This is a genomic window from Citrobacter sp. Cf088 (genome assembly GCF_030334295.1).
In the GTDB taxonomy this organism is placed as follows: Bacteria; Pseudomonadota; Gammaproteobacteria; order Enterobacterales; family Enterobacteriaceae; genus Citrobacter; species Citrobacter freundii.
Genome location: NZ_JAOWEE010000057.1, coordinates 165,685 through 180,147 on the forward strand (window position 1 = coordinate 165,685; position 14,463 = coordinate 180,147).

Below are 14,463 nucleotides of genomic sequence, written 5' to 3' on the forward strand. Positions count from 1 at the left end.
AAAAAGCCGGACAGCAAATACGCTGGTCCGGCTTTTTATATTCAACTTAACGTCATGGCATGAACCGATAACCAATCCCGGTTTCGGTCAGAAAATGACGCGGACGTGCCGGGTCCAGTTCCAGTTTCTGGCGCAGGTGTCCCATGTAAATTCGCAGATAGTGGCTGTGTTCGACGGCGTTTGGTCCCCAAACCTGATTGAGCAACTGGCGCTGCGTCAGTACCTTTCCGGCATTATTCAGCAGTACCGCTAGCAGGCGAAACTCAATCGGCGTCATATGAATCCCTTCATCACCACGATGTACGAGCCGGGCGGCGATATCTACTTTTACGTTGGAAAAATGCACCACCGGCTCGGGAGACGTGCCGCTGGCGTGGCGACGCAATGCCACGCGCAATCGCGCCTGTAGCTCGCCAATACCAAAGGGTTTACTGAGATAGTCATCGGCACCGGCATCCAGGGCGGCAATTTTATCGCTTTCTTCGCTGCGGGCTGAGAGCACAATTACCGGTATCGCGCTCCATTGTCGCAGGTCACGAATAAAATCAATGCCGTCACCGTCCGGCAGGCCGAGATCGAGAATGATGAGATCGGGTTTTCGCGTGGCGGCTTCCAGCAGACCACGTTGCAGCGTTTCCGCTTCATATACACGCAGACCATCGGCTTCCAGCGCAGTGCGCAGAAAGCGACGGATAGCCTGTTCATCTTCAACAATCAGTACGTTCGTCACATATCCTCATGAAAATCTTCAAGTTCAGGGGGGATTTCCTGGGGCAGTGTAACACGGAAACATGCTCCTCCCTGTGCGCGATTGTGGACGGAAATTGTACCGCCGTGCACGTCCACAATGGCCTGGCAGATTGCCAGCCCCAGCCCAACGCCCGGTACAGATGACTCTTTGTTTCCCCGGGAGAACTTGTCAAAAACTCGTTGCTCCATTCCCGATGGAATGCCAGGGCCATTATCCCAGACGTCCAGTTGCAGATGCTCGCCATCGACGCTGGCATCAATACCGATTTGCGCCGCTGGACCTGCGTATTTAACAGCGTTTTCCAGCAGGTTAATCAGCACCCGTTCAAATAGCGGGCCATCGACGTGGATCAGCGTCAACGGCGCGGGTAGCGACAAATTAATAGGAGCAGAGAGTCCTGGCTCCAGCATCTGCAGGGCACTGCCGACCACCTCTTCCAGCGTTAACCACTCTTTCTTAAGATTAAAGCCGCCAGACTGAATTCGCGCCATATCCAGCAGGTTATTAACCAGTCGGGTCGTATTCAGGACGTGCTGGCGAATTTCGCTGGCCTGACGCGCGTGCGGCGATCCTTCGCTTGCCAGATCCAGCGTTAAGATCTCTGCCTGACCAAACAACACCGTCAGAGGTGTGCGTAAATCGTGGGAAAGGGCGGCGAGCAGGGCATTGCGAATGCTTTCACGCTCGCTGGCAAACCGGGCCTGCTCTTCGCTGGCGGTGAGCGTCAGGCGTTCCAGCGCACTGGCGACCAGTAAAGTGAAAGTTTCCAGCAGGCGTTGCTGTTCGGGGATCATCAGCTGGCGTAAATTTCCTGGTTCCACAACCAGCAACCCATGCGTTTTGTCGGCGCTTTTTAACGGTAAAATTTGATACGGCACACCGGGTAAGGTGTCAGTGCCTGCGCCGGCCGGTTGCCCTTTATCAAAGCTCCACTGGGCAATGGCGTCATCCCACGGCGTCATGCCCTGTTGATGAGTGAGAGGGGCCAGCTTACCGTTCTCACCGGGCAGTAAAACTTGGCTGCGGGCCTGGAACGTTGAGGCAATAAACTGTTCGCTGGTGGCGGCGATATCCTGCTGGCTCCGTCCGACGGCCAGCGCTTTCGACATCTCATATAAATGACGCGTACGCTGTTCACGATAACGCGCTACCCGTGCCTGATAACGCACTCCGGCGGTGAGATTACCGATAACCAGCCCTACCGTTAGCATCACGGCAAAGGTAAGCAGGTACTGGACGTCGGAAACGGCCAGCGTACCGCGTGGGGCAATAAAGAAGAGATCGAAGCTGGCAACGTTAATAAAGGTTGCCAGCACTGACGGCCAGCGTCCGTAAAAGAGGGCGATAACCACCACACCCAATAAATAGACCATCACCAGGTTGGCGGCGTCAAAGGCCATCAACCACTGCATGGCAATCAACGTAATGATGGCGCACAGCGCGACGGCAACCACGCAACCCTGAATTTGAACCCGCCACTTATCCTTAAAGGTACGGCTATCTGCAGTTTGCAGCACAGGGCGCGAAGGTGGTTCGTCGAGCGCAACAATCATCAGATCGAGATCCGGTGCGTGATGGGCCAGTTTGTCAGCAAAGGAATCACTGCGCCACCAGCGTCGCGTAGTCGGACGTCCGAGGACAATTTTTCCCAGATTATGCTCACGGGCGTAGCGGATTACTGCTTTATCTTCAGCGGGATCGGAAAGGGTGGCGGTTTCTGCACCCAGCTCCTGAGCTAATCGCAGAGCGCTTAAAATTGCGCGGCGCTGTTTTTCGGGCAGTCGGTGCAGCGCTGGCGTTTCGACATACACTGCATGCCATACGCTGCCGAGGCGCGCTGCCAGACGCGCGGCGGCACGCACGAGCTTTTCGCTGCCGGTGTTGTGTCCAATACACAGCAATATGGCGTCGCGGGTATGCCAGACTTTCTCCTCTCCCGGACGTCCACGCCAGGCACGCATCTGATCGTCAACCCGATCGGCCGTGCGGCGCAGGGCCAGCTCACGTAGCGCGATCAAGTTACCTTTACGAAAGAAATGCTCGATGGCTCTTTCCGCCTGACCGGCGATATAGACCTTGCCTTCGTTCAGGCGCTGGCGCAAATCGTCGGGGGGAAGATCGACCAGCACCACATCGTCAGCGGCATCGAAAAAAGGATCGGGGACGGTTTCGCGAACCTGAATGCCGGTGACGCCGCTGACCACATCATTGAGGCTTTCCAGATGCTGCACGTTGACGGTAGTAAAAACGTCAATACCGGCTTCCAGCAGCTCTTCAATATCTTGCCAGCGTTTAGGGTGGCGTGAGCCTGGCGCATTACTGTGCGCCAGTTCATCCATCAAAATGAGTGCCGGACGGCGGGCCAGCGCCGCGTCGAGATCGAATTCGCTGATATGACGACCATGGCGCGCCTGTCGCTTGAGCGGCAGGATGCTGAGACCGTCCAGCAGCGCGGCGGTCTCTTTGCGTCCGTGGGTTTCCACCACGCCAATCAGCACATCTAATCCCTGCGCCCTTAGCCGCTGGGCCTCTGCCAGCATGGCCCAGGTTTTACCGACGCCTGCACACGCGCCGAAGAAAATTTTCAGTTTTCCCCGGTGCGGAGCGGTGGTCTGCTCCAGCAGGCGATCGGGGTCGGGGCGTAATGGGTCGTTATGCATGTCCTTTTTCTCAGTGCTTATCCAGCGCTAAATTAAGTTCTACCAGGTTCACCACCGGTTGGCCGATAAAACTGACCAACGGCTTTTGCGTGTATTGTGCAACCAGGCGTGTGACCTCTTCAACGCTGAGGTTACGAGCCTGCGCCACGCGGGGGATTTGCCAGGCCACCGCAGCTGGCGTCAGGTTGTTATCCAGCCCGCTGGAAGAAGCCGTTACCAGCTCTACCGGAACGGCAGGATTTGCCTGCGGGTTAGCGGCACGCAGCGCGGCAATCCGGCTTTGCAGCTGTTTATCCAGTTCCGGGTTGCTGGCTGCCAGATTGCTGCCGCCTGAAGCCATTGGATTATAGGGCATTTCCGCTGTGGCTGAGGGGCGTCCCTGAAAATAACCGGCAGCGGTAAACTGTTGCCCAATGAGCTCGGAGCCGCGAACAATCTGACCTTCGCGGAGAAGCGAACCGTTAGCTTGGTGGGGAAACCACCATTGCCCCAGCGCAGTGGTCAGCAGCGGGTATGCCCCGCCGGTGATAAGCATCAGGAAAATCAATGTTGATAATGCAGGACGTAATCCACTCATCAGAAACCTCACACCAGACCCAGCAGGGTCAGCAGTAAATCAATTGCTTTGATACCGATAAACGGCACAACCAGACCACCCAGTCCATAGATCCACAAATTGCGGCGCAGCATCGCGGAAGCGGATAACGGTTTGTAACTCACGCCTTTCAGCGCCAGTGGGATCAGAAAGACGATAACCAGTGCGTTAAAGATAACCGCGCTGAGGATCGCCGAGTCCGGCGAATGCAGCCCCATCACGTTCAGCGCATTGAGCTGCGGGTAGGTGGCGGCGAACGCGGCCGGGATAATGGCGAAATACTTTGCCACGTCGTTGGCGATACTGAAGGTGGTCAGCGAACCACGCGTCATCAGCATCTGTTTACCAATGTGCACCACTTCAATCAGTTTGGTGGGGTTCGAGTCGAGGTCCACCATGTTACCCGCTTCTTTCGCTGCCTGGGTTCCGGAGTTCATGGCAACGGCAACATCGGCCTGCGCAAGGGCAGGTGCGTCGTTAGTTCCGTCGCCGGTCATCGCCACCAGACGACCTTCCGCCTGATACTGACGAATCAACGCCAGCTTGGCTTCCGGTGTGGCTTCGGCTAAGAAGTCATCCACTCCGGCTTCCGCGGCGATTGCGGCGGCGGTCAAACGGTTGTCGCCAGTGATCATCACCGTTTTGATCCCCATTTTACGCAGTTGGGCAAAACGCTCTTTAATCCCGCCTTTTACGATATCTTTCAGGGCAATCACGCCAAGTACGTGGGAGCCTTCAGCAACCACCAGCGGCGTAGCGCCAAGGCGTGCGACGTTTTCGACCTTCTGCTCAACGTCGGCGGGGAAGTGGCCGCCGTTGGCTTCGACGTGACGACGAATAGCATCGACCGACCCTTTGCGGATCATACGGTTGTCGATGTTGATCCCGCTCATCCGACTTTGGGCGGTAAACGGTACAAAGGTGGCGTGCAGCGATTGCACGTCGCGTATACGCAGATTAAAGCGCTGTTTAGCCAGAATCACGATGCTGCGGCCTTCCGGCGTTTCATCGGCCAGGGATGAAAGCTGCGCGGCATCGGCCAGCGTTTTTTCGTCCACGCCGTGGGCGGGCAGAAAATCTGAAGCCTGGCGGTTACCTAGCGTAATGGTGCCGGTTTTATCCAGCAGCAGTACATCCACGTCACCCGCCGCTTCTACTGCACGTCCGCTGGTGGCAATGACGTTCGCACCCAACATGCGGCTCATCCCGGCTACGCCAATCGCGGAGAGCAGCCCGCCTATCGTCGTAGGGATTAAACACACCAGCAGCGCAACCAATACCGTGACGCTGACTGCGCTACCGCCCCAGGCGGAAAACGGCCACAGCGTGGCCGTAGCCAGTAGAAAGACGATGGTCAGGGCTATCAACAGGATCGTCAGGGCAATTTCATTGGGCGTTTTACGCCGCTGTGCACCTTCAACCATGGCGATCATCCGGTCGAGGAACGTTTCACCAGGGTTTACGCTGCATTCGATAACCAACCAGTCGGAGAGGATTCGAGTCCCGCCGGTGACGGAGGCGAAATCACCACCGGATTCACGAATCACCGGCGCGGATTCACCGGTAATGGCGCTTTCATCTACCGACGCGCCGCCTTCGATCACCTCGCCGTCACACGGGATAATATCGCCAGCTTCCACCAGCACGATATCGCCTTTACGTAAATCATCGGCAGGGACGTGATCCATTGCCGCGCCGTATTTCGGTTCGCGAAGCTTGCGGGCAAAGGCGGTTTTTTTGACGCCTTTCAGGCTGTTGGCCTGAGCTTTACTGCGTCCTTCCGCCAGCGCTTCAGCAAAGTTGGCGAACAGAACGGTAATCCACAGCCACAGACTTATCGCGCCGGTAAACCAAGGATTACCCTGCATATGGCCTGTTGCCATCGCCACGGTTAACAGGGTCGTTAACAGACTGCCCAACCAGACGATAAACATCACCGGATTACGCCATTGGGTATGTGGGCTTAATTTTTTCACGGCGTCCATCAGCGCCTGTGCGACCAGAGAGGGTTCGAACAGCGCCAGTTGCTTGCGACTCATAGTAATGTGCTCCGCATCACTCAGTGTAATGACAGGTATTCTGCGACCGGGCCAAGCGCCAGGGCAGGAACAAAGGTGAGAGCGCCAACCAGTAACACCGTACCGATCAACAACCCGACAAACAGCGCACCGTGGGTAGGTAGTGTGCCGGAGCTGGCTGGCTGGATCTTTTTACTGACCAGCGATCCGGCAATCGCCATCACGGGAATGATCACGCCGAAGCGACCGAAGAACATGCATAAGGCCAGCAGGCAGTTCCAGAACGGGCTGTTGGCGCTTAACCCGGCGAAGGCGCTACCGTTGTTGTTCGAGGCGGACGACACTGCATACAGCACTTCGCTAAACCCGTGTGGACCCGGATTAAGCATGGCGCTGCGGCCAGCTTCGGTCATCATGGCGATCGCTGTGCCGATCAGGACCAGCGCAGGGGTGACCAGAATCGCCAACGCGGTCATTTTCATTTCGCGCACGTCGATTTTCTTACCCAGATACTCTGGTGTGCGGCCAATCATTAACCCGGCGATAAATACCGCCAGCAGCACGAACAGCAGCATGCCGTACAGACCTGAACCCACGCCGCCGAAGACCACTTCACCAATCTGCATTAACCACATCGGCACCATGCCGCCCAGTGCGGTGAAGGAGTCATGCATAGCATCGACAGCTCCGCAAGATGCCGCTGTCGTCACGACGGAAAACAGACTCGTGGCCAGCACGCCAAAGCGGCTCTCTTTGCCTTCCATGTTGATATTGCTGTCTGCACCGAATGCCATCAGGTGCGGGTTGCCCTGAACTTCGGCCCACATCACCACGGCTACGCAGACCACAAATATCAGCGACATTGCCCACAGCAGGGTCCGTCCCTGGCGACGATCGCCCACCACATCACCAAAGGCAAAACACAGCGCGGTAGGAATTAAGAAAATAGCCAGCATCTGTACCAGATTGGTCAACGCGGTAGGGTTTTCAAACGGATGTGATGAGTTAGCGTTAAAGAAACCGCCCCCGTTAGTGCCAAGCATCTTAATCGCTTCCTGTGAGGCGACGGGCCCCATCGGCAGCAGTTGTTTAACCCCTTCAAGGGTGGTGATGGGCTGATAAGGCAACACGTTTTGCAGCACACCTTGCTGAATGAAGAACAGCGCAATGAGCAATGCAATGGGGAGCAAGATCCACAGCGTAATGCGAATCAGATCGACCCAGGCGTTGCCCAAGGTGTTCATACTCTGGCGCGTGAAGGCGCGGGTCAGGGCAAAAATCACCGCAATCCCGGTTGCCGCTGACAGGAAGTTTTGTACGGTCAGCCCGACCATCTGGCTGAAGTAGCTTAAGGTGGTTTCACCAGCATAGGATTGCCAGTTGGTATTAGTGACAAAACTCACCGCGGTGTTAAGCGCCAGATCCCATGAAAGCCCTGGCAGTTGCTGGGGATTTAACGGCAGCAGGTTTTGCGCCATCAGCATCGAAAACAGGACCAGCAGGCCCAGTACATTGAGCGCGAGGATCGCCAACAGATACTGCCGCCAGTTCATCTCCTGCTGTGAGATGCCCAGACCACGCCAGAGTAAATTCTCCACGCCAGTCAGGCCCGGCAGGGACGTATTATTGATCAGTCGAGCCAGCCCAAAGCCCAGCGGTCTGGCGACGACAAACAGCACCAGCAAGAAACTGGCAATGAGTAAAAATCCTTGGGCCGCCATCAGAACGCCTCCGCATTAATCAGGGCATACACCAAATAACCTAATAATAAAAAGACCAGCACAATGCCGGTTATCACGCCTGCACTCACAGTGCACCTCCAGTGGCATAAATGTGATAACCAGAGCGTAGATTTTTGCTTGCAAAGATTTCGCAAAAATCAGTGGGTGGGGTGTAAAAAAAGTATAAAAATGGCAAAGACCATTATTTAACTAATGATTAGTATTAATTTAACTTTTATGTAACTTAATTACAGTTTTTAGCTAAACGGAGCATCAATAGATAAAAATAAGTGGTCGGATGAGTAGCAAAATTACACACAAGGCGGTATTATTTTCATCAGTTAACCAAGTTTATTTTTCCGGTGCGATTCACCGAACAGATATATGGGAGAGGATTATGGACTTTTATAAAGAATATCCAGCACACATTGTTTTCTTGCGCCGTACCTTTGCCGTTGTGGCGGGCGTGCTGGCGCTGCCGGTCATGTTGTTCTGGAAAGACCGCGCCCGTTTTTACAGCTACCTGCACCGCGTCTGGTCTAAAACCAGTGATAAACCGGTGTGGATGGAGCAGGCTGAAAAAGCCACCTGCGATTTCTACTGATAGCTAATAAATCCCCAAAAGCCGCTGATATCAGCGGCTTTTTTGTTCATGATAGCTACACTTATCTCAGGAATGAGAAAGGAGCGATCATGAGCGAGAAAATCCCTGTTGGTATCAGTGCCTGTCTGTTGGGGGAGGCGGTTCGCTATGATGGTGGGCATAAGCGGCTGGCCTTTGCTGTAGAAGAACTGTCGCCGTGGGTCGCGTTCGAACCCGTATGCCCTGAAATGGGTATCGGGTTACCGGTCCCGAGACCTGCGCTGCATCTGGTCAAAGAGGGCGAGGCTGTCTCCCTGCGTTTTAGTGATAAGCGCGAGGGTGATTTGACAGACGTAATGACGGCTTTTAGTCAGCGACAAAGCAATCGTCTGGAGCATTTGTGTGGCTATATTGTCTGTGCAAAATCCCCCAGTTGCGGTATGGAACGGGTGCGGGTCTACGACGTGGAAGGCAAAAACAACCGTAAAGCGGGACGAGGGATCTTTACGTCCGTGCTGATGTCGACGTTACCCTGGCTTCCCGTGGAAGAGGACGGGCGTTTGCACGACCCGCAGATTCGGGAAAATTTTGTTGAGCGCATTTATGCCTTGCACGAGCTCAACGGTATCCGTCAGCAAGGGTTAACGCGCGGCGCACTAATCGATTATCACAGCCGTTACAAGCTATTACTGTTGGCCCATTCCCAGCCGGACTATCGCGAACTCGGGCGTTTTGTCGCGGCGATCGGCGAATGGCAAGATTTGCAGGCTTATTTTGTCGAGTATCGCTTAAGGCTGATGAGTTTGCTGGCGCATCTTCCCTCGCGGCGCAACCATACCAACGTGCTGATGCATGTCCAGGGCTATTTCCGTACGCAATTAAATTCTCGTCAGCGGCAGGAGCTGGCCTCTCTCATTGACGGGTATCGACGTTCGACTCAACCGCTGCTTGCGCCAATAACATTACTCAAACACTATATGGCGGAATATCCGGATGCTTATCTCTCCGGGCAGCGCTATTTCAATCCCTGGCCAGAGGCTCTGCGCTTGCGCTACGGGCGTTAAATTTTTTCTTCAGGAGTGTTATGACCACCCATTTGGTCTGGTTTCGGCGTGATTTACGCCTGCACGACAACCTCGCGCTGGCGGCGGCTTGTCGGGATCGTTCTGCGCAGGTGCTGGCGTTATATATCGCTACCCCCGAGCAGTGGAAGGCCCACGATATGGCTCCGCGCCAGGCGGCATTTACCTGCGCGCAGTTGAATGCGTTACAAACAGCGCTGGCAGAAAAAGGTATCCCTTTACTGTTTTACGAAGTGGCTGATTTTGCGGCCAGCGTGGACACCATCAAAAGTGTCTGCCTGCAGCATGACGTCAGTCGATTATTTTATAACTATCAATATGAAATAAACGAACGCCAGCGTGATGCTGCCGTCGAAAAATCTTTACCTCAGGTGGTGTGCGAAGGGTTTGACGACAGCGTGATCCTGCCTCCGGGGGCGGTGATGACCAGCAATCATGAGATGTATAAAGTGTTCACACCGTTTAAAAATGCCTGGTTGAAGCGGATTAAAGACGGTATTCCAGAATGCGTTAGCGCGCCGAAAATGAGGGACAGCGGCGCACTCAGCACGTCGTTAAGCGCAATAACGCTGAGCTATCCGCAGCAAGAATTTGATGCGCAAAGGTTTGTGGCAGAAGAAAAATTGGCCATCGCGCAATTACGCCAATTTTGCCAGCAGGCTGCAGGAGAATACGAGCAGCGGCGTGATTTTCCTGCGATTGACGGGACCAGTCGATTATCCGCGAGCCTGGCGACTGGAGGACTATCACCGCGCCAGTGCCTGAATCGACTGCTCGCGGAGCAGCCGCAGGCGCTTGAGGGCGGCAGGGGTAGCATGTGGCTGAACGAGCTTATCTGGCGCGAATTTTATCGTCATCTGATGACTTACCATCCGGCGCTGTGTCGGTATCAACCCTTTATCCGCTGGACCGATCGCGTGCAATGGCAGAATAATCCGACGCATTTGCAGGCCTGGAAAACGGGTAGTACGGGTTACCCTATTGTGGATGCGGCGATGCGTCAGCTCAACGCCACGGGCTGGATGCATAATCGTTTACGCATGATTGCGGCCAGTTTTTTGGTGAAGGACCTGCTGATTGACTGGCGTAAAGGCGAACAATATTTCATGTCGCAACTGATTGATGGTGACCTCGCGGCCAATAACGGCGGCTGGCAGTGGGCAGCCTCAACCGGAACCGACGCCGCACCGTATTTCCGTATCTTTAACCCCACGACGCAGGGCGAAAAATTCGACCGTGACGGTGAGTTTATCCGCCAGTGGGTGCCGGAATTGCGCGACGTGCCGGGTAAAGCCATTCATAACCCGTGGTCGTGGGCAGAAAAGGCGCAGGTAACACTAAGTTATCCTCGCCCGATTGTGGATCATAAACAGGCAAGGCTGGCGACGCTGGCGGCATATGAGGCGGCGCGTAAAGGGTAAAGGCATGGTGGATTTTGCGTAATACCTTCCAACAGAATGAACATGTTGCAGTTGGGTGATTTTAGCGCTGAAGCGTGCGCTCAGTACCGTGAATACCCTGCTGCACAAGTTTTCTCTCAGCAGTAAATTTCCGTCATCTGAATGAAAATGACGGAAATTAATGACAACGCCAACGACCTCCACCCCGCATGATGCGGTGTTTAAAACGTTTTTACATCATCCCGAAACTGCACGGGATTTTCTCGACATTCACCTACCAGCTGAACTGCGGATGCTTTGCGATTTGAATTCGCTGCAACTGGAGTCAGAAAGCTTTATTGAAGCGGATTTACGTTCGCGCTACTCCGACGTGCTCTGGTCTTTGCACACACGCAACGGTGACGGTTATGTCTATGTGGTGATAGAGCATCAAAGTTCAGCCGAGCCACATATGGCTTTTCGTCTGTTGCGTTATGCGCTGGCGGCGATGCAGCGCCATCTGGACGAACTGCCACTGGTGATACCGATGCTGTTTTATCATGGCTGCCGAAGCCCCTATCCGTACTCATTGTGCTGGCTGGATACCTTTGCCGACCCCGTGGCGGCAAGACAGCTTTATTCCAGCGCATTTCCGTTGGTAGACATAACGGTGGTACCCGATGATGAGATCATGGCTCACAGGCGAATGGCGCTGCTGGAATTAATGCAAAAACATATCCGTCAGCGGGATTTGATGGGGCTGATAGAACAACTGACCACGCTACTACTTACTGGATGCGCTAATGACACGCAACTGCAGGCGATGTTTAATTACATCCTACGATCCGGCGATGAATCTCGCTTTAATGAGTTTATGCAAGAGATGGCGCAACGGATCCCCCAACATAAGGAGAGGCTGATGACTATTGCGGAGCGGTTACGGTTAGATGGATTACAGGAAGGTTTACAACAAGGCAAAGAAGTAGGAAAGCGAGAAGCCGCATTACGTATAGCGCAAACTATGCTGGAGCAGGGAATAGATCGCGCAATGGTACTACTAGTGACGGGGCTTACTGAAGAGGAACTCGCTGCAAGTTATGCGTAATTACCCGAAAAAACAGGCCCGAATAGTATTACATCATCGGGCCCTTACACTCAGGATTCTACCGCCAGCGGACGGTTTCTGAACTTAAGCGACTTGTACAGCCAAATCAGCAGCACCAACACCACGCAGGCCAGCGCGCCCCAGGTAATTTCGCTAAAGACATCAATATACGCATTGATGGAGTAGTTGATAGCGCCAGCAGCATCAAACGAGCCTTGCGACGTCTGATCGGCGATAACGCCTGCCAGATAGTTGGCGATGGCGCCGGACAGCAGCATATAAATGCCTGTTAATACGCCAGTCACCCCAGGGATCTCAATACGCGTAATTTGCGACATCGCCACCGGGTCGATAAACAGTTCGGCAAAGCCCATGACCGCCAGCCCCAATACCATCAGCGGCATGGAAGAGTGGCCGTAAGCTGCGGACCAGCGGGCGCTTAAGGTCAGAATGCAGAACCCTGCGCTCATTAAACCGAGGCCAAGGGCGAATTTACCCCAAATACGTACGGTACGATTGCCGCCAACGCTTTCTTTGATTACCCAGGCCAGCACGATACCGCACAGCATAACGGCAAAGGCGTTAACCGACTGGAACATCGCGGTCGGGACGTAATACCCCAAAATATCGCGATTTACGAAGCGGTCAATATACAGGCTAATCGAGCTGCCGCCCTGTTGAGCAAAGGCCCAGAACAGCAAGCTGAAGAAGGTCAGCGTGACGATAAGCCCCAATTCTTTGCGCTGCTTTTGGGTTTGCGCCTGACGGTAAATCTTCGCCAGAACCGCCAGACCAATAACCGTGGCAACAATCAGTGCGTAAACGGACCACTCTTTCCAGAACAGGACGGTAATCAGTAACGGTGCTGCAACCAGCAGAACTAACAGCCAGGCCCAGTTTGGCAGCATATACTTTTTCGCACACAGCACGGCCTTGTTGACGCCAGTGGTATGAGCGAAATGGCGATTACCGCATAAGAAAATCACCAACCCTGCCAGCATGCCAATCGCAGCCAGCGCAAAGCCCATCGCCCAGCTGTACTCTTCCTGCACGTATCCGCAGGCAATCGGTGCGATGATCGAACCGATGTTACCGGCTGCGTAGAGCAGAGAGAATCCACCGTCGCGACGCGGATCTTCAGGTTGATATAACTCGCCCAGCAGGCAACTAATGTTGGATTTAAACAGACCGTAGCCGCAGACAATGATCGCCAGCGACAAATAAAGGAACGCCGGAGCCATTTCGCTGGCGCCCAATACCAGATGTCCCACCGCCATTAAAAATGCGCCGATCATCACCGCCATTCGATTACCGAGCACTTTATCTGCCAGGTATCCCCCGAGAATGGGGGTGACGTAGACCAGCGAACAGTAGGCGCTGAACAGTTCATATGCGTGATTATCGTCGTACTTGAGCTGGTTAGTGAGATACAGGATCAGCAGCGCACGCATGCCGTAAAAACTGAAATATTCCCAGATTTGTAGCGCGACGACGTAATAAATCGCCCGTGGTTGAGATGCTTGTTTATTCATTATTTTCTCGAAGTAAATGCCTCGCGACAGGCTGAGCGTACTGCGCGAGTGTGTTTCCTTAAAGTTGTAACTTAGATACAGATCTGATTATTTTTGCAATATGCTGTCTGATTGCATAAATATACATGAATTGGATCGCGTAGTGGTAAGCAAATCATGTTCAAAGCGGGTGTGATTGTTTCTTGATGTGTCAGTGAAATGGCTATCGACGAACGCAGGCGAGGACGCTATTTTAACCTAAGCTGTGTTGCTGATTAGGCAGGCAGAATTAATGACTACGAGGACGATGATGAAAAACACCGAACTGGAACAACTGATCAACGACAAACTGAACAGCGCCGCCATTAGCGACTATGCGCCGAATGGTTTGCAGGTTGAGGGCAAAGAGACGGTGCATAAAATCGTGACCGGCGTGACCGCAAGTCAGGCGCTGCTGGATGAGGCGGTGCGCCTGCAGGCCGATGCGGTTATCGTTCATCACGGTTATTTCTGGAAAGGCGAATCTCCGGTAATTCGCGGCATGAAGCGCCATCGTCTGAAAACGCTGTTGGAAAACGATATCAACCTGTATGGCTGGCACCTGCCGCTGGATGCTCACCCAGAACTGGGGAATAACGCGCAGTTGGCCGCGCTGTTGGGGATTACCGTGATGGGTGAGATCGAACCGCTGGTGCCATGGGGAGAACTCTCCATGCCGGTTCCGGGACTGGAGTTGGCATCGTGGATTGAAGCGCGTTTAGGCCGTAAACCGTTATGGTGTGGTGATACCGGTCCGGAAAAAGTTCAGCGCGTCGCCTGGTGTACGGGGGGCGGTCAAAGTTTTATTGATAGTGCAGCCCGATTTGGCGTCGACGCTTTTATCACTGGTGAAGTTTCAGAGCAAACCATTCACTCAGCCCGCGAGCAGGGGCTGCATTTTTATGCTGCCGGTCACCACGCGACCGAACGCGGCGGCATTCGCGCATTAAGCGATTGGCTTAATGAAAATACCGATCTGGACGTGACCTTTATCGATATTCCTAATCCAGCGTAATAAA

12 protein-coding genes are annotated in these 14,463 nt (G+C 54.0%); 5 read left to right on the plus strand and 7 right to left on the minus strand.

Annotated features, from left to right (window positions below):
• Positions 1-52 precede the first annotated feature (52 nt).
• From kdpE to kdpF, 6 genes are read right to left on the minus strand one after another with little or no spacing between them, the layout of a single operon-like run.
• The gene (gene kdpE / locus OGV71_RS21820) at positions 53-730 is read right to left on the minus strand and encodes a two-component system response regulator KdpE (protein WP_204583880.1); all 678 of its coding nucleotides are present in this window, start codon (positions 728-730) and stop codon (positions 53-55) included.
• Complete coding sequence (gene kdpD / locus OGV71_RS21825; protein ID WP_204583878.1) at positions 727-3,411, minus strand: two-component system sensor histidine kinase KdpD; 2,685 nt, start codon at positions 3,409-3,411, stop codon at positions 727-729. The genes kdpE and kdpD overlap by 4 nt, the downstream gene beginning before the upstream one ends.
• Positions 3,412-3,421: 10 nt before the next feature.
• The gene (gene kdpC, locus OGV71_RS21830; RefSeq protein WP_032948832.1) at positions 3,422-3,988 is read right to left on the minus strand and encodes a potassium-transporting ATPase subunit KdpC; all 567 of its coding nucleotides are present in this window, start codon (positions 3,986-3,988) and stop codon (positions 3,422-3,424) included.
• 8 nt (positions 3,989-3,996) lie between these two features.
• A complete protein-coding gene (kdpB, locus tag OGV71_RS21835; RefSeq protein ID WP_061548073.1) occupies positions 3,997-6,045 on the minus strand; it encodes a potassium-transporting ATPase subunit KdpB in 2,049 nt (682 codons plus the stop codon).
• 20 nt (positions 6,046-6,065) lie between these two features.
• Complete coding sequence (kdpA, locus tag OGV71_RS21840) at positions 6,066-7,745, minus strand: potassium-transporting ATPase subunit KdpA (RefSeq protein ID WP_003022865.1); 1,680 nt, start codon at positions 7,743-7,745, stop codon at positions 6,066-6,068.
• On the minus strand, positions 7,745-7,834 hold the full coding sequence (gene kdpF, locus OGV71_RS21845; protein ID WP_001670793.1) for a K(+)-transporting ATPase subunit F: 90 nt from the start codon (positions 7,832-7,834) through the stop codon (positions 7,745-7,747). The genes kdpA and kdpF overlap by 1 nt, the downstream gene beginning before the upstream one ends.
• A 308-nt stretch (positions 7,835-8,142) precedes the next feature.
• On the opposite strand from kdpF, the gene OGV71_RS21850 reads away from it, so the two are divergent.
• The 4 genes from OGV71_RS21850 to OGV71_RS21865 all read left to right on the plus strand — a co-directional run bounded on the left by OGV71_RS21850 (position 8,143) and on the right by OGV71_RS21865 (position 11,894).
• A complete protein-coding gene (locus OGV71_RS21850) occupies positions 8,143-8,349 on the plus strand; it encodes a YbfA family protein (RefSeq protein WP_003022870.1) in 207 nt (68 codons plus the stop codon).
• 89 nt (positions 8,350-8,438) lie between these two features.
• Positions 8,439-9,392 (plus strand): YbgA family protein, encoded by a 954-nt coding sequence (locus OGV71_RS21855; protein ID WP_003835465.1) that lies wholly within the window; start codon positions 8,439-8,441, stop codon positions 9,390-9,392.
• 20 nt (positions 9,393-9,412) lie between these two features.
• Entirely contained in the window at positions 9,413-10,831 is a 1,419-nt protein-coding gene (phrB, locus tag OGV71_RS21860; protein ID WP_086503838.1) for a deoxyribodipyrimidine photo-lyase, read from the plus strand.
• Between the two features lie 160 nt (positions 10,832-10,991).
• Complete coding sequence (locus tag OGV71_RS21865) at positions 10,992-11,894, plus strand: Rpn family recombination-promoting nuclease/putative transposase (RefSeq protein WP_286534012.1); 903 nt, start codon at positions 10,992-10,994, stop codon at positions 11,892-11,894.
• Between the two features lie 50 nt (positions 11,895-11,944).
• Here the strand turns inward: OGV71_RS21865 and dtpD are convergent, their stop codons facing one another.
• Positions 11,945-13,426, minus strand: a complete 1,482-nt coding sequence (gene dtpD / locus OGV71_RS21870) for a dipeptide permease DtpD (RefSeq protein ID WP_071696194.1) — start codon at positions 13,424-13,426, stop codon at positions 11,945-11,947.
• A gap of 289 nt (positions 13,427-13,715) precedes the next feature.
• Here dtpD and ybgI point away from each other — a divergent pair, with 289 nt between their 5' ends.
• Positions 13,716-14,459, plus strand: coding sequence for a radiation resistance protein YbgI (gene ybgI / locus OGV71_RS21875; protein ID WP_003022887.1), 744 nt, complete (start codon positions 13,716-13,718; stop codon positions 14,457-14,459).
• The last annotated feature ends 4 nt before the right edge of the window (positions 14,460-14,463 follow it).

Excerpts from the sequence above, each read along its gene's own strand:
- kdpB (WP_061548073.1), bottom strand. The coding sequence starts at position 6,045 with ATGAGTCGCAAGCAACTGGCGCTGTTCGAACCCTCTCTGGTCGCACAG.
- dtpD (WP_071696194.1), bottom strand. The coding sequence starts at position 13,426 with ATGAATAAACAAGCATCTCAACCACGGGCGATTTATTACGTCGTCGCG.
- kdpD (WP_204583878.1), bottom strand. The coding sequence starts at position 3,411 with ATGCATAACGACCCATTACGCCCCGACCCCGATCGCCTGCTGGAGCAG.
- kdpC (WP_032948832.1), bottom strand. The coding sequence starts at position 3,988 with ATGAGTGGATTACGTCCTGCATTATCAACATTGATTTTCCTGATGCTT.
- OGV71_RS21850 (WP_003022870.1), top strand. The coding sequence starts at position 8,143 with ATGGACTTTTATAAAGAATATCCAGCACACATTGTTTTCTTGCGCCGT.
- phrB (WP_086503838.1), top strand. The coding sequence starts at position 9,413 with ATGACCACCCATTTGGTCTGGTTTCGGCGTGATTTACGCCTGCACGAC.
- kdpA (WP_003022865.1), bottom strand. The coding sequence starts at position 7,745 with ATGGCGGCCCAAGGATTTTTACTCATTGCCAGTTTCTTGCTGGTGCTG.
- OGV71_RS21865 (WP_286534012.1), top strand. The coding sequence starts at position 10,992 with ATGACAACGCCAACGACCTCCACCCCGCATGATGCGGTGTTTAAAACG.
- OGV71_RS21855 (WP_003835465.1), top strand. The coding sequence starts at position 8,439 with ATGAGCGAGAAAATCCCTGTTGGTATCAGTGCCTGTCTGTTGGGGGAG.
- ybgI (WP_003022887.1), top strand. The coding sequence starts at position 13,716 with ATGAAAAACACCGAACTGGAACAACTGATCAACGACAAACTGAACAGC.